Annotated in this window: 13 protein-coding genes; 8 read left to right on the top strand and 5 right to left on the bottom strand. The window is 64.9% G+C overall.

All coding sequences use genetic code 11. The annotated features are described in order from the left end of the window. The first annotated feature begins 639 nt into the window (after positions 1 to 639). Complete coding sequence (locus tag AWB92_RS25515) at positions 640 to 5,082, top strand: TIR domain-containing protein (RefSeq protein ID WP_085190640.1); 4,443 nt, start codon at positions 640 to 642, stop codon at positions 5,080 to 5,082. Positions 5,083 to 5,856: 774 nt separating this feature from the next. Continuing rightward, entirely contained in the window at positions 5,857 to 6,762 is a 906-nt protein-coding gene (locus AWB92_RS25510) for a DUF4231 domain-containing protein (RefSeq protein WP_158090407.1), read from the top strand. 216 nt (positions 6,763 to 6,978) lie between these two features. On the opposite strand, the gene mdlC is transcribed toward AWB92_RS25510, so the two are convergent. Both mdlC and AWB92_RS25500 read right to left on the bottom strand, forming a co-directional pair. Beyond that, the gene (gene mdlC, locus AWB92_RS25505) at positions 6,979 to 8,592 is read right to left on the bottom strand and encodes a benzoylformate decarboxylase (protein WP_085190636.1); all 1,614 of its coding nucleotides are present in this window, start codon (positions 8,590 to 8,592) and stop codon (positions 6,979 to 6,981) included. 37 nt (positions 8,593 to 8,629) lie between these two features. Beyond that, a complete protein-coding gene (locus AWB92_RS25500) occupies positions 8,630 to 9,457 on the bottom strand; it encodes an alpha/beta hydrolase (protein ID WP_085190634.1) in 828 nt (275 codons plus the stop codon). A 112-nt stretch (positions 9,458 to 9,569) separates the two neighbouring features. Here AWB92_RS25500 and AWB92_RS25495 point away from each other — a divergent pair, with 112 nt between their 5' ends. The 4 genes from AWB92_RS25495 (at position 9,570) to AWB92_RS25480 (ending at position 14,998) form a co-directional block, all read left to right on the top strand. Continuing rightward, on the top strand, positions 9,570 to 10,790 hold the full coding sequence (locus tag AWB92_RS25495) for a helix-turn-helix domain-containing protein (protein WP_158090406.1): 1,221 nt from the start codon (positions 9,570 to 9,572) through the stop codon (positions 10,788 to 10,790). Positions 10,791 to 11,098: 308 nt separating this feature from the next. Then, on the top strand, positions 11,099 to 11,536 hold the full coding sequence (locus AWB92_RS25490) for an MmpS family transport accessory protein (protein ID WP_142282308.1): 438 nt from the start codon (positions 11,099 to 11,101) through the stop codon (positions 11,534 to 11,536). Next, complete coding sequence (locus tag AWB92_RS25485) at positions 11,533 to 14,397, top strand: MMPL family transporter (protein ID WP_085190630.1); 2,865 nt, start codon at positions 11,533 to 11,535, stop codon at positions 14,395 to 14,397. The genes AWB92_RS25490 and AWB92_RS25485 overlap by 4 nt, the downstream gene beginning before the upstream one ends. Before the next feature lie 4 nt (positions 14,398 to 14,401). After that, positions 14,402 to 14,998: a TetR/AcrR family transcriptional regulator gene (locus tag AWB92_RS25480; RefSeq protein WP_085190628.1), complete on the top strand. Its 597-nt coding sequence runs from the start codon at positions 14,402 to 14,404 to the stop codon at positions 14,996 to 14,998. Between the two features lie 72 nt (positions 14,999 to 15,070). Here AWB92_RS25480 and AWB92_RS25475 read toward each other — a convergent pair whose 3' ends face one another. Next, on the bottom strand, positions 15,071 to 15,373 hold the full coding sequence (locus AWB92_RS25475; RefSeq protein WP_277622335.1) for a WhiB family transcriptional regulator: 303 nt from the start codon (positions 15,371 to 15,373) through the stop codon (positions 15,071 to 15,073). 368 nt (positions 15,374 to 15,741) lie between these two features. Here AWB92_RS25475 and AWB92_RS25470 point away from each other — a divergent pair, with 368 nt between their 5' ends. Both AWB92_RS25470 and AWB92_RS25465 read left to right on the top strand, forming a co-directional pair. Continuing rightward, positions 15,742 to 16,035 (top strand): hypothetical protein, encoded by a 294-nt coding sequence (locus AWB92_RS25470; RefSeq protein ID WP_085190626.1) that lies wholly within the window; start codon positions 15,742 to 15,744, stop codon positions 16,033 to 16,035. Positions 16,036 to 16,090: 55 nt separating this feature from the next. Further along, a complete protein-coding gene (locus tag AWB92_RS25465; protein WP_085190624.1) occupies positions 16,091 to 16,918 on the top strand; it encodes an enoyl-CoA hydratase/isomerase family protein in 828 nt (275 codons plus the stop codon). On the opposite strand, the gene AWB92_RS25460 is transcribed toward AWB92_RS25465, so the two are convergent. Both AWB92_RS25460 and AWB92_RS25455 read right to left on the bottom strand, forming a co-directional pair. Next, entirely contained in the window at positions 16,913 to 17,701 is a 789-nt protein-coding gene (locus AWB92_RS25460; RefSeq protein ID WP_085190622.1) for an MBL fold metallo-hydrolase, read from the bottom strand. The genes AWB92_RS25465 and AWB92_RS25460 overlap by 6 nt on opposite strands. After that, complete coding sequence (locus AWB92_RS25455) at positions 17,694 to 19,226, bottom strand: long-chain-fatty-acid--CoA ligase (protein ID WP_085190620.1); 1,533 nt, start codon at positions 19,224 to 19,226, stop codon at positions 17,694 to 17,696. Before AWB92_RS25455 ends, AWB92_RS25460 begins: the two co-directional genes overlap by 8 nt. Positions 19,227 to 19,239: the final 13 nt, after the last annotated feature.

Below are 19,239 nucleotides of genomic sequence, written 5' to 3'. Positions count from 1 at the left end.
TCGGAGCAGTCACCGTTCACGGCTGCTCTCGTAATTGCGGCAACCATGTCGCTGATACCTTGCGTGATTCTTGCGCGGTTCTTGTGCGCGCGATTGCCAATCAAAGATCAGCCGACCGTCGTCCGACTGCTTGGCGATCTGCAGCCAGTCCGGGGCAGGGTTGTCTTTCGGCGGCAGTTGGGCGGGCGGCGGTGATGGGCCAACTGCAAAAGAGTTGGCCGGCCTCGCTGGGACCGGGCGCATCGACAACGGTCGCGTACCGCGCAATCCCTCCAGATTTGCAATTGCATATTGGGATTGGTTTCAAAGAAGACGCCGGTTACCTCTAGTACCAGGTGAACACAGATCGGCCGATCCGTGTCCCCCGCCAGGACGCGACCAGGCTGGCATCACATCAGAATTGTGAAAGTTGCTGAACCGCCTACCTATAATCGCTGCGAACGCTTATGCTCGCGTGCACATTGTTAGTAAGTCGGGCAGCTGAGGTGAGCTGTTGCTGCATTTCGTGGGCCCGTTTTGATCCGGGCTAAGGGTTGCCGACGGCAGGGTCGGATGATGCTTGGTTGGCGCGACAGCGCGTGTGACGCTAAAACGCGGGTGGTCGCCTCCAGAATCGGGACCCAGGCAGGCCGGTGAGGAATGGCGCGCATTTTTTTGAGCCATTCAAGCGTCAACAACGCCGAGGCCGTTGGTCTGTGCGACTGGCTTGCGGACGAGGGCTGGGACGACGTATTCCTTGACCTCGACCCCGATCGAGGCATTGTGGCCGGCGAACGTTGGGAGCGTGCGCTCAATGATGCCGCCGCGCGCTGTGAAGCCGTGCTGTTTTTGGTTTCGCGTGCGTGGTTGGGATCGAGCTGGTGCCACAAAGAGCTTTCGCTCGCGCACAAGCTCGGCAAACGTCTGTTCGGCGTCTTGATCGAGCCCTTTAGACCGGCGGAGTTACCGGCGGAGCTGAGCGATACGTGGCAAGTCGTCGACCTAGCGTCGGGACGAGACCACCGACCATTTAGAGTCACGTTGCCGCGCACCCATGAGGAATGCCACGTGACCTTCTCACAAGAAGGCCTCAAGCGGCTGCGTGCAGGCCTCGTCAAGGCGGGTTTAGACCCGCGGTTCTTTGAATGGCCGCCAGAAACCGAACCGGATCGCCCGCCCTATCGAGGTCTGCGGCCGTTGGAGGCTGACGATGCCGGCATCTTTTTCGGACGCGACGCGCCCATTTTCGAGGCGCTCGATCAGCTACGGGGATTGCGAGCAGACTCACCCCCGCGCCTTCTGGCGATTCTCGGGGCATCCGGTGCCGGCAAATCATCGTTTCTACGCGCCGGCCTATTCGCCCGGTTGACGCGCTACGATCGCGACTTTCTACCGCTGCCAATCGTCAGACCGGAACGCGCCGCCATTTCCGGTGACTACGGCTTATTGCGCGCACTCGAATCCGCACGGAATGCCGCGGGAATAGACCTGCCACGCAGCAGGATTCGAGCAGCGATCGACGGGGGTGCGGAGACACTGCGTATCGTCCTGCAAGCTCTTGTCGACGCGGCGACGCCAGACACTAACGACGCCGACGGTCCGGGGAAGCCACCGACGGTGGTCATCTCGATTGATCAGGGCGAAGAACTGTTCCGCGCTGAAGGCCACGAACAGGCCCAACAGCTGCTGAGCCTGCTGCGGGACTTGCTCGGCGAAGACAAACCTGCGCTGATCGTCGTGATCGCGATCCGGTCTGACTCGTATGCGCAACTTCAGGAAGTCAAGGCGCTCGAGGAGGTGCGGAAGGTCCCGTTCGATTTGGGACCCATGCCCCACGGATCCTATGTCGAGGTGATCAAGGGTCCGGCAACGAGATTGGAACACGCGACGCGGCGGCTGAAGATCGACGACGGGTTGGTCGGCGTGCTGCTCCGGGACATCGAGGTTGGCGGAGCGAAGGATGCGCTTCCTCTGCTCAGCTTCACAATGGAACGTCTCTATCTCGAAAACGGAGGAACCGGTCGCCTCACGGCTGCCGACTATCGCAACCTGGGGGGCATCAAAGGCTCGATTGAAGAAGCCGTCGAGCAGGCAATCACCGCGGACACGGCTCCGCCGGTGTCGAATGATCGCGCCGCTCGGCTGGCACTGCTGCGTCACGGGATGATCCCGTGGCTGGCAGACATCGATCCCGACACGGGCGCACCGCGGCGGCGTGTCGCACGTCTTTCGGAGATTCCAGGCGAGAGCCGGCCGCTTTTGCGGAACCTTGTGGAACAGCGTTTGCTGACTACCGATCGGCTGGCCCGGACCGGCGAGACCACCATCGAGCCGGCACACGAGGCTTTACTGCGGCAGTGGAGCCTTCTTGAAGGCTGGCTGACCGAGGATTCCGCTCTACTGGCAGTGCTGGAGGGCGTGAAGCGCGCATCGCGCGACTGGGCCAAGTCGGACAAAAGCACCGCCTGGCTCACTCATGCTGCGGATCGACTCGCAGCCGCGGAGCGGCTCAACCAGCGGCCGGACTTGGCTGCAAATTTGGACGAGACTGACCGCGAATATCTCGCAGCCTGCCGCGCACACGAGAACCAGCATCTGGCCGCCGAGAAACGACAACGTGAAGCCGAGTTGGAAGCGGCCAAAAAACTTGCGGCGGCAGAAACCGACCGTGCAGCCTTAGCTCAGGCCCACGCGCTAGTCCTGCGCAGACGCTCCCGAGTGCTGCGCGCCGTTCTGGTGTGTACGGTCGTCGTCGCCCTGGTGGCGGTGGGCCTGCTGATTACCGCGCGCGATGAGCAGCAACTAGCGAAGCGCAACGCCCAGGACGCAATCGCTCAGAAGCTGACTTCCGACGTTCAGGCGATCCTCGACCGTGGAGGCAATGCCACCACATCGAGCGCCGCCAACGTCGGTGACGATGTGCAAGCTTTTCAGGAGTTGTTAGCGGCGAACAAAATACAGACCAAGCCGAACGATGAGGCCCTGCTCGACGCCCTCGTCAAGAGGTCCAGCACTGACCTTATCTCGAATGGCGCTGCTCCTGTGGTGGGCGTCGCATTCGCCGACGTGAGCCACCGCTTGGCCGTGGCCGATACCGGCGGTCTGCGCATTTGGGACACCGATTCCCCGAAATGGCTGGAGAACCTCCGCCAGAGTGCATGTGCGGCAGGTCGAGGCGACGCCAACTCCGACAATCGGGGCTGCCGCTTGTTGCCCGTGCCCAACGTTCATCTCACCAACGTCGCGATCAGTGCGGACGGTCAAGTGGTCGCAGCGGGCAGTGAAGAAGGGGTCGTACAGGTTTGGAATCTCAACGATCAACACCCAATTCCGAAGTCTCTCCCGCGGCCGCACGAGGGACGCGTGGGCGGCATAGCCTTGAGTCGCGATGGCCAGCGCCTTGCCTCAGCCGGCGTCGACGGAGTCATCGAGATCTCGCGCCCCGACGGGGCCGATATGGCCCCAATCGGCACTGCCACAGCGGTTTTCACCGTCGCGTTCAACCGTGCGGCGGACAGGCTTGTGGCCGGTGGAGCGGACGGGGCCATCCGCGTCTGGAACGTCGTCAAAGTGGTGCCCTCGGGCGGAAACATACCGGCGGACGCCGTACAACCGAGCGCGCACGCCGGTGGGGTCATGAGTGTGACTTTCAGCCCGCATGATGAGCTGGTCGCGTCCGGTGGCGCGGACAACACGGTGCGTCTTTGGGACAGCGACAAGCTGGGCCCGGCTGGGCAATTGCCGATGCCTGGAGCTCCGGGCCACACGGCACCCGTGACCAGCGTCGCCTTCAACGCCGACGGAGCCAGTCTAGTGTCGGGCAGCAATGACAAGACGGTTCAGCTGTGGAATGTCGCGCAACGGAAGCGCATCGGCGACCCCATGATTGGACACCAAGGGCTGGTCCTGAGCGTCGCGATCGTCGATGGCGAAATCGTAAGCGGTGGAAACGAACACGCGTTGCGGTTCTGGAACGCCGTTGCTGGCCAACCACATAAAGGACCCCTGGTCGGCAGTCATGAGGGAGCTGTGACCAGTGTGGCGACGAGTCCAGTTGGCCACCAAATTGCGTCGGGAGGCGTGGATGGGACGGTACGGCTGTGGGACTCCTACACCGCTACCGAGATCAGGAGGATGCCCGAGCCCGCAGGAGTTGTCACCCGCGTTGCGTTCAACTGGACCGGCGACGCGGTCGCCTCCGGTAGTGCGGACGGCAAGATCCGGCTGTGGGACTTGACCACCAACACCGTCAAGACGATCGAGACTGGACGGCCGGTAACCACGATCGCGATGAATCCCGTCGCCAACCTGCTGGCCTCCGCGGGTATCGACGGGCAGATCACCATCTGGGACTTGTCGTCCCCGTCACCGCGAGCCACCCCGCTGGAAAATAGGGACCGCGCAATAGTTTTCGGCCTTTCATTTGACCCGCATGGCGATCGTTTGGCATCGGGTGGCGTAGCGGGGATCGTCCGCTTGTGGGATCTCACCGGCAAGGAGGTGTGGGAGGCCGTCGCGGCCGCCAAGATACCGAAACCGTTCAGCGAGCGATCGCACCTGGCGGTCAACCATCCGGGCGAAATTCTCGGTGTCAGTTTCAGTCCCGACGGACGGCGGTTGGCGACCGGCAGCACAGACTGGGGAACCGCCAGGCTCCACTTGGCCGTTGGGGTGATCCAGCGCTGGGATGTCAACGCCGGCACGCCGGTGGGAGACCCGGCCGAAATCGGCGACGCGGTCATGGGTTTGGCCTTCAGCTCCCAATCGACCGACTCATCGGAGGATCGTATAGTCGCGGGAAGCTTCGACCCCTACACCGTGCAGCTGTGGAGCGCCGCCAACGGAACCCAGTACACCTTCACTGGTCACCAAGCCCAAGTTGTCACCGTCGCAGTTAGCCGCGACAGCACCCTCATTGTCTCCGGGAGCGTCGACGGAACAATCCGGATCTGGCCGAACCCACACCGCGGAACGGTTTCTCCGGCGGATGCGTTGTGCGCCAAGCTGACTACAACGATGAGCAAGAAAGATTGGGCGAAATGGGTATCGCCGCACATCGCCGATCGGAAGCTGTGTGCCGGACTGCCGCCCACTCCCGACTAAGAACCAAGCGTGTTGTACAGGTATATGACGGCGGCGGCTCCACCCGTGCAGGTGGCGTAGGCGCCTGAATTGAAGCAGGCAAGCTTGTACCACTTAAAGGTAGCCGGACTGATCGCACTCAACTCGCTCGGGCCAGAGGTCGGCGTACTGTGCGCCGAATACTCCTTGCGCACTTGCTCAACGAAACTGCAGCTGGTCGCCGGCGTGCCTCGTGCACCGGCATTGAAAGGTCTCTGAACGTCCGTCTGAACACGTGGACACGCCGCCGCACCTGGCGGCAGGCCCCGGACCTGATCAGGAACGTTTGAAGCCGACTGTGATGTTGTCTGTGAGGATGAATGCGAGCGCGCCGCGTCGGCACGCATATAGCCGGCCACGGCGATCGCGGCGAGAACAATGACCGCGCCAGCCGCACCCACCGCGCGTTTCCACTGGGATCGCTTTGTTGGTGTATTAGTTTGCGGCCGCGGTTCGTGCGCAGGGGGATCGGCCGCGTCGGGCACTAGCACCTCACGAGCAGTCACCGCGCCTCCCGGTTTTTCGGTCATTATCGCTGGGATCGCGGGCTAACGGGTTGGTTTCGCCAGAATGTTTCGTGCCGTCAGTGAGGGCACTGACCGCTCGGCAGCATCGCGATGTGATCGGACAACCACTCACCGATCTGGCTGATCATCCCAATGCCGTTGGTGAACGAGCCCGAATTCGGCTTCAACAAAGTTTTTCTGTGTGTTGCGTTTGGGCCCCAGAAAAACGCTGTTGCGCAAGGATGGGGATGTGCCGACGCCCCCGCCGGATCTTGCGCCCGACGACTTCCCCGCCCTGCAACGTAGTGCAAGTCAGCAAGCGGCGCGTGCCCAGCGGTCGTTCCTGCTGTGGTCCAAGATCCGCTTAGGCGGGATTGTGCTCGCTGCCGTCGGCGGGGCGATCGGTTGGAAGGCCGGTCATCTGCATGTGGGGGGCATCATCGCGGTCGTTGCGTTTGGGGGCGCGCTCGGTGCCGAACTGCTCATGGCAATCCAGCGACCGGATCGAATTTGGTACGAGGGCCGGGCGGCTGCCGAATCGGCGAAAACGCTCGGCTGGCGCTACATGATGCGCGGCGAATCGTTCGAGAGCGACGTGACCGACGTGGATGCCAGGTTCCTCGCGGAAATAGCTGACCTCCTGCGAGACCTGGGCGACTTGCCAGTGCATGTTAGCTCGGGGAGCGATTGCCAAATCTCGGCCAAAATGCGCCACGTGCGGACGCTGCCTTTTGAGGACCGACGCTCCATCTACCTATCTCAGCGCATTCAAAAACAAGAGTGCTGGTATGCGATGAAGGCGGCGTGGAATGCTAAACGCGCCGACTTCTGGGTAGTGACTACCGTGGCCTTGGAGTTTCTCGGTTTGTTTGGTGGCATCGTGAAAGCCGTGGGGTGGGTCGATGTCGATCTGCTTGGGATTTTCGCTGCGGCCGCGGCCGGCACGACGGCGTGGCTGCAGGCTAAGCAGCATCAGAACTTGGCCACCGCGTACGCATTGACGAGCCAGGAGTTGGCGGCAGTCGCATCAGAGCTGGAAGCGGTCGACGAAACCAACTGGGCGCAGTTCGTCACTCACGCAGAGGAGGCAATCTCGCGCGAGCACACGCTGTGGCGCTCATCTCGCGGCGTTCGGACGGGCCCGCGTACCGATTGACTCGAGGCGGCCAAAGACTCGGATACGGCGTCCCATTGCGATCGATCGCCGCCTCGTTTGATCCACCGACCCGCCAACATCGGACGGCTTCATGACGCGTCAGGATGCCGTCGCGGCTCAGCGCCATTCCCGATACCGACTTGAAAACTGCGGACGTTGACCAGGTCGGCTGGTACCAACCCAGCCGGGACCACCACACAAATTCGTGTTCAAAGGCTAGCTGCCGAATCCGCCCGGGACCGGAGTGGTTCGCGCATTGATCAGGGTGGGACGGTCGCGGTCGGCGATGCCAGCTTGGACCAACTCGTACACTTCGTCAGAGCTGTGCGCTTCGTGGGCGTCGACGCCGTAGCTGGCCGCGGTGCCGACGATGTCGAGGCCGGGGATGTCGAGCCCGGGAACGTTAGGGGTCTTTTCCCAGACGCCGAATTCTTTGACCACGCCGTATTCGGCGTTGGACGCCACGACCACGGTGAGTGGGATGTTGTAGCGTGCCGCGCTCCACAGCGCGGTGATCGCATACTGGATAGAGCCGTCCCCCATGCACGACACCACCGGACGATCGGGAGCCGCGATTTGCGCGCCCACCGATGCCGGCAGGCCCCAGCCGAGTCCACCGCCGGCGGCCGACAGATGTGATCGCGGATTGCCCGGACGGATGCTTTCGGTCATGGTGATCTCGTTGCTGCCGGCTTCGCTGACCCACAATGTGTCCGCGGGTGCGGCGTGAGCGACGGCGGTCCAGAGATCTGCGGGCTTGAGCGGCACCTGCTCCGAGACCCGTTCGGGGACTGCGGCGCGCGGCGCGGGCGCGGAGCGCTGGGTGGGTTTCACCGCCGCCGCCAAGGCCCGGGTGGCGGCGCGAATGTCGGCGACGATCGCGTCACCGACGGGGGCGCGGGCGGCCTCGTCGGGATCGTTGGTGATCTGGATCAAGCGCGCGCCGCTGGGCAGGTAAGGCCCGGGCACCAATGGGTAATAGCGAAAGACCGGCGTCCCGATCGTCAGGATGAGGTCGTGCCCGCCGAGAATCTGTGAGATCCAGCCGGCGCCCGGAGGCAGCGCGCCGTGATAGAGCCGGTGATCCTCCGGGAAACCGCTCCAGCCGGTCAACGGCGCCGTGAACACCGGCGATTCGGTGCGTTCGGCCAGTTCGATCACCGCGTCATAGGCGTCGTAGCGGTCGATATCGCCGCCAACGACGATCGCTGGCGATGTCGCAGCGTCGAGTTGTGCACCGACCTGCTCGGCCAGCTCGGTCGGAAAACCCGTCGCATGGGTCACGGTGCGATTGCGCACCGCCGCGATATCGGCGAGCTGGTCGTCGGTCAGTTCGATCGGCATGTCGTCCATCGGCAGTGAGACGAAGACCGGTCCCATTGGCGGCGTGCTGGCCAGGTGGATCGCGCGGGCCAGTACGGCCGGGGCCTCGCTCGCGATCGCCGGCTCGGCCGCCCATTTCACGAAAGGCTTTGGTGTGGTGGTGGGTTCGTGATTAGTCAGCAGGCAGTACTGGTTTTGCATGTTGCGGCGTTGGTTTCCCGCTGTGATGATCAGCGGGGTCTTGTTGACGTAGGCGTTGTAAATCTGACCCTGCGCATTACCCATGCCCGGCGCGGTGTGCAGGTTGACCACGGCAGGCCGGCGGGTGACTTGCGCATATGCGTCGGCCATCCCGACCGGGATCATTTCCTGCAATCCGAGGAAGTATCGGAAGTCGTCGGGAAAGTCTTGCAGCAGAGCCAGTTCCGAAGAGCCGGGGTTGCCGAACCAGGTGGTCAGGTTGTGTGAGCGGAAGAGGTCAAGGATGGCGGCGCGCACCGTGGTCATAAATTGTCACTACTTTCGCGAGGGGTTGCAGAAGGAGTCAGTCGAGTTCCCCGGGCACGGGGTCAAGCGCCCAGGTCAAGGCGAAGTCGGCTACTTCTTCCCATCCTGGTGCGCCACAAGTGAAGTGGTCTCGCTCGGGAAATAGCTTGTAGGCGGTGATCGCGGTCGAGTGCTTGGCGTTTTTCGTGTAGTTCTCGTGCTGCACGGCAGGCGGCAGGATCTGGTCGCGTCCTCCGGCGATGAACAACAACGGCGCACGGTCGTCGTTGGCGAAGTTGTAAGTAGTAGCCGCGTTGTGGGTGAAGTTAGCCAATCCGCCTTGGAACAGGATCCGCGCCGGCACCGGAACTGCGTAACGCTCATAGGCGGTCTCGGACGCGGATTCGGTGAGTGTGTTGGTAAACGCGTAGTGGAATTGCGCGGCTGTGATGGCTACCGCGCGGTGCAGGTTCGCGGGATTTTTCAATACCGGGAATGTAGCCCGGATCTCTGAGAACGGCAGCGCGTTGATGCCCTTGACGGCCGCACCGTCGATGGACACACCGGCTCGCCCATAGCCGGCGTCGAGCAGGAGCTGTACGAAGGTGCCCCCGAAGGAGTGACCCATCAGTATCGGCGGTTCGGCGAGTTCGTCGATGAGCTCGGCGAGGTGATCGAAGACCTCTCGCACCCCGAGATCGGCTAAGGGCGTGGGATCCTCACGCAGCGCCGCAACCCCGGCCGGGCCGGGGTCCACGCCCGGGTAACCCGGCGTCAGGACGGTGAACCCGCGGGCTCGGTAACGCGCGCCCCAGTCCTCCCAGGCAAGCGGCGTCATCCACAGGCCGTGGATCAGAACGATGGTCTGCTCGGCGGGGGCATTCATGACAAGTATGGTGATCACTCGGTGCGGGCTTCACAATGAACCGCAGCCCAGATTCACCATCGCGGATGCTGTGCCCGCGCACAAAGGCGCGCTTCGCTCTACGATCCCGTGCATGGTGGAGCAACGACCGCTGACAGTCCTGGCCAACCGGGTCCGCCAGCAGTCGGATGCGATCGTCACCAGGGTCCTCATCCGGCTCCGCAGCGAAGTTCCCGACTACCTGCACAGCAGCGGAGACAGCGACGAGACCGTTCGCGAGAACATCGCCGACTACCTCGCCGAGATGCTCGAATGGATCGACCGGGGCGCTGAACCGGATCACGTCAGTTTCGACTCGGCCATCCTTTGGCGTGCCGGCGAGGGGCTAACCCTATCCAGTTTGTTGCACGCCTATCGCTTAGGAGCGGCGACCATCTGGGATGAGCTCGCGCGTCTGGCGGGCACAGATGAAATCGACAAGGAAGCGCTGATCGCGGCGACACCGTCCATCTTCGCGTGGATGAACACCAATTCGCTTCGCGCACATGCGGTTTTCCGCGAAATCGAGATCCGCGACGCGCGGCGCAACGAGCAAGTGCGTGCCGCCCTGCTCGATACGGTGCTCTTCAACGAATCCAGCATCGGCGCAGCGTTCTGGGACGCTGTCGCCGCCCTCGGTCTGCCTCGGACCGGCCAGCTGACGGTGATCGCGGCCACCACCGCGGCGCCCATGGTCGAGCAGCCACCCCCCGATATCGAGGCACTGTTTTCTGCGCACCCCGCTGTCCAAGGTTCGTGGTTTCGCCTTGCATCGCACTCGCAAGTGGGGATCGTGGCCCTACGACCGAACCGCGCCGACGCGCTGGACGGCATCGCCGAGAACATCTGCGCCGACGTCCCGATCTTGATCGGCCTCAGCAGCCCCTTTACCGCTATCGCTGACTGCTCGAAAGCCCGCGCGCAGGCACAAGTCGCCACGTCCGCCTCCGCCAACGACCGACCGACCACCCGGTACAACCGCGACGTGCTGCCCGTATTACTCGCCAGCTCACCCGACGCCGCCGAGGCTGTCGTGGCCGCCACCCTAGGTCCGGTGCTCCAGCTACCATCCGAGCGAGCCCAGCCCCTCATCGCGACCGTCCAAAGTTGGTTACGACTGGGCCAATCCGTAGCAGCCACGGCAGACAAAATGCATTGTCATCGCAACACCGTGAACTACCGACTGCGTCGATTCGCCGAGCTCACCGGAAAGCCACTAACCGACAACATCTGGCTAGCCCAAGTCACCTTGGCGCTCGAAGCTATAGGCGCACAATCAACGCCACCCACGACCACTGCGCCGCCCGCTCTTTGAGCAGGTTGGGTCGCCGAACACGACGCCAATTCGGCAGTGCGACCCGACAAACGGCCTTGCTGGCGCAGCGATGCGCTCGGGGCGCCCTGTCCAGGACACCCCAATAACCCAAATATCGCAGCCTCCAACGGATCCGAACCCCGGGAAAATCCCGCCGGCCGGCGGCGGCAGTGCTCACCGACCTTCCCCGGCGGCGTGCTCGGCGATGCGGTAATGTCCTGACCGCCCGAGCGTGGAACTTGCGTTCCGTCGTGGGTGCGGCGCCGACATCCCGGCGCTCGGCGGTGGCGGTAGGGAGGAGATGGCAGGTGTATCGACTCTTCAAGAAGGTCTGGATCCCGCTACTTCTCGTTGTCGTCGTCGCGCTCGGCTCGTATGTCGTGCTGCGGGTCCGCGCCAGTTTCGGAGCAACCGCACACGCTGCCGCCCACGACGCCAACGCCGACGACACGAAGCCGTTCAACCCGAAACACATCACCTACGAGGTCACGTCGCCATCGGGGGGCAGCGTCAGCGCCAACTACCTCGACGAGAACGGGCAACCCCATCTCGTCGAGCACGCGCCGCTGCCGTGGTCGTACACGATCGTGACGACCCTGCCGTCGATGTCGGCCAACATCGTCGCCCAAGGTGACAAAGGCCTGCGCAACATCCGATGTCGGGTCATCGTCGACGGCCAAGTCCGCGACGACCGCACCATCGACGAATACGAACCCTTCATCTACTGCCTGGTGAAATCCGTATGAGTACCGACCCCGGCTCTCGCTCCCGCATCGCCCGCATGATCCGCGTCCTGGCGGTGCCGATCATCCTGCTTTGGCTGCTTGTCGCGCTCGGCACCACGCTGTTCACGCCCTCGCTCGGCGACGTCGCGGGCAGGCACTCGGTGCCCATGACCCCGCGGGACGCGACCGCATTCAAAGACATGATGAACATCGGCCACAAGTTCCAGGAGTTCGACACCGACTCCACGGCGATGGTCGTGTTGGAAGGCGACGACAAGCTCGGCGACAGCGCGCACGAGTTCTACAACAAGATCGTCGCCAAGCTCAAGGCCAGCAAGCATGTCCAGTTCCTGCAGGATTTCTGGAGTGACCCGCTGACCGCCGCCGGCTCCCAGAGCCCGGACGGTAAAGCCGCTTACGTGCAGGTCTTCCTCGACGGCGCGCAGGGCACCACCCCCGCCCACAGGTCAGTCGCCGAGGTCCGCAAGATCGTCAAGAGCGTGCCGCCGCCGCCGGGGGTCAAGGCCTACGTGGCCGGCAACACCGCGCTCAATACCGACACCCTGATCGCCGCGCACAACAGCATGGAACTGATGACGATGGTCACGATCGGCGTCATCTTCGTGATGCTGCTGATCATCTATCGCTCGCTGAAGAACGCGATCTTGGCGCTGATCCTGGTCCGCTTCGAGCTCTACGCCGCGGAAGGCATCGTGGCGACCGCCGGGAATCTGGACATCATCGGCCTGACCCCGTACGCCGTCAGCATGGTCACGATGCTGACCATCGCCACGGGAACCGATTACTTCATCTTCCTGTTGGGCCGCTATCACGAAGCCCGATCCCGCGGCGAGGATCGCGAGCAGGCGTACTACAGCGCCTACAACGGCGTCGTGCACGTCATCCTGGGGTCGGGTCTGACGATCGTGGGCGCCTGCCTGTGCCTGACCGCCACCAAGCTTCCGTACTTCCAGACGATGGGCATCCCGTGCGCCATCGCGCTGGTGGTGACGATGCTGGCGGGCCTGACGCTGGCTCCCGCGTTGCTCGCGGTCGCGTCCCGGTTCGGTTTCTTCGACCCGAAACGTCAAGTGTCGGAACGGGGTTGGCGCAAAGTCGGCACGATGGTGACGAGGTGGCCGGTACCCATCATCGTCGTGGCGTCCTTTGTCGCGGTGATCGGTTTCGTCAGTCTGACGACCTATGTCCCGACTTACAACGACAGGAAGTTCACCCCGCCGGACATCGCGGCGAACGTCGCGCAGACGGCGGCCGAGCGGCACTTCAGCCCGGCGCGGATGAATCCGGAACTGCTGATGGTTGAAGCCGACCATGATCTGCGCGATCCGGCGGACATGCTGATCATCGACAGAATCGCCAAGAGCGTCTTCCATGAACGCGGCATCGGGCGGGTCCAAACCATCACCCGCCCGCTGGGCGCGCCGATCGAGCACAGTTCGATCCCCTTCGTGATCGCCATGAACAGCTCCAGCACCTTGCAGACCGCGAAATTCATGAACGACAGCATGGCGTCGATGCTCGAGCAGGCCGACGAGATGGGCCGAACGATCAACGTCATGCAGCACATGTATGGCGTCATGCAGCAGATGACCGCCACGACCCACAGCATGGATCGCCGAACGCACGACCTGGTGGACACCACCAACGAGCTGCGGGACCGCATCGCAGACTTCGACGACTTCTGGCGGCCCATTCGCAGCTATTTCTATTGGGAGAGGCACTGTTTCGACATTCCCATGTGCTGGTCCTTGCGCTCCATCTTCGACGCGCTCGACGGCATCGACCAGATCTCCGACAAATTCGCCGGGCTCACAGTCGATTTCGACAAGCTGGACCAGTTGATGCCGCAGCTGCTCGCCGACTTTCCCAAAACCATCGAGTCGATGCAAAGAATGCGCGACTTCATGCTGTCCACGCACAGCTCGATGGCGGGCATCCAGCGGCATATGCAGGAAAATGCCGAAGGCTCGACGATGATGGGGAACTACTTCGACGAAGCCAAGAACGACGACAGCTTCTACCTTCCGCCCGAAGTCTTCAAAAACCCCGACTTCAAGCGCGGTTTGAAAATGTTCGTCTCGCCCGACGGTAAGGCGGTCCGTTTCATCATCACCCACCAGGGCGACCCCGCCTCGGTGGACGGGATCCAGCATGTGAAGGGCATCAAGCAGGCGGTTGCCGACGCGGTCAAGGGAACTCCCTTGGAGTCTGCGAAGGTGTCGCTGGCCGGCACCGCCTCGATGTACAGCGACATGCAGGACGGCGTGAAGATCGACCTGACGATCGCCGGCATCGCGACGCTGATCCTGATCTTCGGCATCATGCTGGTGATCACCCGTAGCCTGGTGGCCGCGCTGGTGATCGTTGGCACCGTGCTCGCGTCGCTGGGCACCGCGTGCGGTCTGTCCGTGCTGCTGTGGCAGGACATCCTCGGCGTGGGCCTGCAATGGATCGTGCTACCACTGACGGTGATCATCCTGCTGGCCGTCGGGTCCGACTACAACCTGCTGCTGGTCTCTCGCCTGAAGGAAGAAATCCCGGCCGGGCTCAACACCGGCATCATCCGGGGCATGGGAGCCTCCGGCCGGGTGGTGACCGCGGCCGGCCTGATTTTCGCGGCGACCATGGCGTCGATGATCGTCAGCGACCTGGTGGTGATCGGGCAGTTCGGCACCGCGATCGGGTTGGGTCTGCTCGTCGACACGTTCATCGTGCGGGCGTTCATGACGCCGGCGATCGCCGCCGCGCTGGGCCGCTGGTTCTGGTGGCCGCTGGACACCTTTGCCATGCGGAAGCGAAACGCCCCTAAGCCGGAGCCGGAGGGTGACACCGCGCCCGTCCCGCAACTGACGGGGGTGTGACGCAATGGAATCGAAGCTTCGCCAGCGCACGGATGGCCGCCTGGACCGGTCCCGTGATCCCGCGATCCTCAACGCCGCTCTTGCCGCACTGACCGAGAACGGGTACGACGCCACGAACATGGATGACATCGCCGCGCGGGCCGGCGTCGGCAAGGCCGCGATCTACCGGCGGTGGTCATCGAAAGCGGCGTTGATGACCGACGTCCTCGTCTACTGGCGGCCCGATCTGCGCAACGACGACGTTTACGACACCGGTAGCCTGGCCGGCGACTTGGACGCCCTGATCGAGCGCGCGGTGCGCAACGACAACGAGTTGATCACCAACGACCTGGTTCTCCGCGTTGCCCTGGAAGCGACGCACGACCCCGAACTCGCCACTGCCCTCGACGACCTGCTGTTGCTGCGGGGCCGACGCGTGATGACGACAATCTTGGCCCGCGCCGCCGCCCGCGGTGAGATCGCCGCCGACCGCGACTGGTCCCCGGTCGCCGACGTGCTCACCGCGATGAGTTTGTTTCGGGTGCTCAACGGCCAGACCGTCGACGCGGGTTACTTCCGGCAGGTCATCGACACGCTTGTGCTGCCCGCGCTGTCCACCTAGGGCTTGTCGCAGCCTCCTCGGGTATCGCGCGAGAGCTGTAACAGTTTCGTAATGAGGAAAACGGGCGCCCCGCTAGCCGGCGGAGCGGGCGTTACGCCGGCGGAAGAAATCCGTCCACGACACGACCTCGGGATGCTGTTTGAGCAAGGCCCTGCGCTGGCGCTCGGTCATCCCGCCCCAGATTCCGAACTCGACTTTGTTGTCGAGCGCCTCCGCCGCGCACTCCCGGAGCACGGGGCAGTGACGGCAGATAACGGCAGCCTTACGTTGTGCCGCCCCCCGCACGAACATTTCGTCGGGATCTGCGTCTCGGCACAGCGCCTCCATGACCCAGGTGCGATCGTCCGCCTCCATGGGGCGCGGAGCGCTGGTCACGGGCACAAGACTGATTGGCCGCACGGCCGTCGCTGATTCTGGCAATGAGCTATCCCTTCGTACCGGCCGGCCGAGCGCGTGCTCTGCGACCGCCTCCCCTGAGACCCCGTTGGGACGCGCGCCACATCGTGCCCGTTCGTGTGACCTAAATCCCCCCGTCCCAAAGTTAAGGGATTCAATATCGATTGCGCAACGTTTTGTGGCACATCCGTACCTTTTTTCTTGATTGGCTCGGAGCTTGGCGCCGGTGACCTCGGCGTTTGCCGGGGCGCCGCCGGGCCTGCCCGCGACGAACCCACGCACCTCCGACCGAAATCGTGATCGACTAGTCCCAGCCGCTACAGAGCAAGAGACAAGGATGGTGGACGATGGCAGCCAACCAAGAGGGCATCGGCGTGTTGAAGCTCGAATGCCCGCAACGCCACCCGGTGGGCAGGATCCTCAAGGAGGCCCCGCACCAGTCGGTCATGTACGACCCCGGCGCGATGGCCGGCGAGCGCCGATTCTGGCCGAACGAAGAGGACCAGCCGCAGTTCAAGACCCACTGCCGCTTCTGCGACAAGCCGGTGGCCGAGGCAACGACCACCCTGCAGGGCCAGTTGGCGTCCCTGGTCGGCGACGCCTCGCAGACCATCGGAACCGTCACGATGCAGTTCGCCTAGGGGGCGTTACAGTCTTGGGGCGCGATGTTAAGCGCCGACGCGTGAGAGGAGCCCCGTGGCGACACCGGACGACGCCCCCCGCCCGCCCGAAGGCGACTGGCTGGGCACCCCGTACCTGAAGTTTGACCGCCAGGGGCCGATCGCGGTGTGCACGATCGACCGCCCCGAAGCGCGCAACGCCCTGACCCCGGCGATGTACTTCGGGATCCGTTACGCCATAGGGCGTGTCAGCGAGGACCCGGACCTGGCCGGGCTGCTGATCACCGGAACCGGGGATGTCTTCGCGCCCGGCGGCGACATGGGCGGCGGGGGAGCCACCGACAACTGGATCACGTTCGGCTCGGCGCTGGGCATGGACGTCACGCCGTTCGACGCGGTGCGCACGTCGGCCAAGCCCGTCGTCTCCGCGGTCAACGGGCTGTGCCAGGGCGGCGGCATGCAGATCGCGCTGTGCAGCGACGTGTCCGTGGTCAGCGAGCGGGCGACCTTCCGGGTACCCGAGCTGTTCCGCGGCTACGCCGACACCTACTACAGCCAGATGCTCGTCCGCGTGATCGGGCCGGTCCGCACCCGCGACCTGATGTTCACCGGCCGGGTGCTGACCGCCGCCGAAGCCCTCGACTGGGGCCTGGTCACCCGGGTGGTGCCCCACGACGAGCTGCTCGCCACGGCCAAAGACCTGCTGGCGCAGGTGTGCCGGACCGCGCCGCGCGCCCGCGGCGTCATCAAGTCCAGCATCGACAACTACCTCGGCCTGTACGACCGCATCGGCATGACCGCCAGCCTCACCGACGCCGAGGCCCGCGACGGCTTCCGCGCGTTCAAGGAGCGCCGCTCGCCGGACTGGGTGCACCCCGAGCTGCGCACCGAGGGACGGCTATAGGTCGATCCACTCGCCGCGCGCCGCGACCCGCAGCACGACGGCGATCCCGGCCTGATCGAACGCCGCGGCGAATTCGTCGGCGCCCTCGCTGAAGTGGGCCCAGCCGTCGACGTGGGCCGGGATCACCACCTTGGCGCCGAGGACCTCGGCGGCGGCGGCCGCGCGCGCGGACGTCAGCGTCAACGGCCGGCCGCGCTCCTTCGCGGGCACGCGCGCCGCCCCCGCGAACAGCACCGCGACATCGACCTCGCCGACCCGATCGGCGACGGCCTTGACCGCGCTCATCGAGGCGTTGTCGCCGCTGAGATACACGGTGGGCAGGCCCGGCCCCGACAGCACGAACCCCGTCACCTCGCAATTGACGTGGCCGCCGGCGTCGCGCTGCCCGTCGGCCGGGCCGTGGACCGCCGGAACCGCTTGCGCCACAAGCAAACCCGAGCCGCCCGGCAGGTCATACGTCTCCCACGCCGGCACGCCCACCGCGGGCGGGCCCAGCCGCCCGGCGGCGCCGGGATTGGTGAGCACCAGCGGGGCGGCCAGCGCCATCCGACGGCCGTCGTCGTCGAGGTTGTCGGGATGCTGGTCATGACTGATCAACACCGCATCCACCGGACCCAACGCGTCGACGCCCACCGCCGGTCCCGCGAGCTTGGTCAGGTAGCCATGCTCACCGGGCGGATCGAAGGTCGGATCCATCACGATCCGGCGACCGGCGATGTCGATCACCGTCGTCGGCCCACCCAGCACCGTGATCGCAAAGTCGCGTCGCCGCGAGTCAAACATTTCGTGCCCGGCCTTCCCAATACGGTTCGCGCAGCGCGGTTTTGAGGATCTTGCCGCTCGCGTTGCGGGGGAGCGACGGCACGAAGTCTACGGTGCGCGGGCACTTGTAGCCCGCCAGGTGCCGCCGGCTGAACTCGATGATGTCGGCTGGGTCGACCTGCTCGGTGGTGACGACGATCGCCTTGACCGACTCGCCCCAGAAGTCGTCGGGCACACCGATCACGGCGGCGTCGGCGATGGCCGGGTGCTCGATCAGCACGCTTTCCACCTCGGGCCCGTACACGTTCTCGCCGCCGGTGATGATCATGTCCTTGAGCCGGTCCTCGATGTAGACGTAACCGTCGGCGTCGAGGCGCCCGATGTCGCCGGTCCGCACCCAGTCGTCGTCGGTGATCGTCTCGGCGGTCGCGTCGGGGCGGTTGAGGTAGCCGCTCATGTTCTGGTTGCTGCGCACCCAGATCTCGCCCGACTGCCCGACGGGCAGCACCTCGCCGGTTTCGGGGTCGACCACCCGAATCTCGGTGCCCAGCACGGGCTTTCCGGCCGACAGCTGCAGGTGGGGGCGGTCGGGGTCGCGGTGGTCATCGTCGCCGAGCGCCGTGACGGCCCCGCACAGTTCCGTCTGCCCGTACACCTGGACGAAGTTCGTCTCGGGCCAGGTTTCGAGCGCCCGGTGCAGCAGCGGCACCGGCATCGGCGCGGCCCCGTAGACGATGTATCGCAGGCCCGCGATCGCCGCGCTCGCCGCCTCGCCGGCGTCCAGGAACCGGGCGATGACCGGTGGCACGAAGAACGCATGCGTCGCGCCCGACCGCACCGCCCCGATCAACGCCGCGGCGTCGGGCTCGCGGGTCATGATCGTCGGCACCCCCGCCGCGATGCCGAACAGCGCGTACCCGATTCCGCCGACGTGGAAGAGGGGCATCGCCACCAAGTTCGCGTCCCCGTCGCCGAACGGGAACGCCGGCGCCAGGTTCGCCGCGTGATTGGCCAGCGCGCGCTGGCTCAGCAGCACACCTTTGGGTCGCCCGGTGGTGCCGGAGCTGTAGATCACCAGCGCGGTTTCGCCCTCGTCGACCTCGGCGACCGGCGCGGGTTGCGCTGCGGCGAGCAGGGATTCGTACTCGTCGTCGATCACCACGAGGCGGTCCAGGCCGTCGACCCGCGCGGCGGCCGGCTCGGCGGCGGGCCGCAGTTCCGCGCCGACGAACAGCAACCGCGGGCGGCTGTCGGCCAGCACGTGCGCGAGCTCGTCGCCCATCACCCGCCAGTTGACGACGGTCGTCACCGCGCCGATCGACGCCGCGGCGAACAGGATCTCCAGGCAGGCCGGGTGATTCTTGTCCAGGAACGCCACGCAATCACCGCGCCGCACGCCGGCGGCTTGCAGCGCCCCGGCCGCCCGCCGAATCCGCGACGCCCACTGCGCCCACGACCACTGCCGCTCGCCGTAGCGGATCGCGACGTCGTCGGGCCGCTGCCGGGCATGTCGCTCGACCAACCCGGCGAGCGTCGTGCTGTCCATAACCCCTCCGCAG

Source organism: Mycobacterium sp. IEC1808 (genome assembly GCF_002101935.1).
In the GTDB taxonomy this organism is placed as follows: domain Bacteria; phylum Actinomycetota; class Actinomycetes; order Mycobacteriales; family Mycobacteriaceae; genus Mycobacterium.
This window is presented reverse-complemented; position numbering and strand designations above follow the sequence as displayed.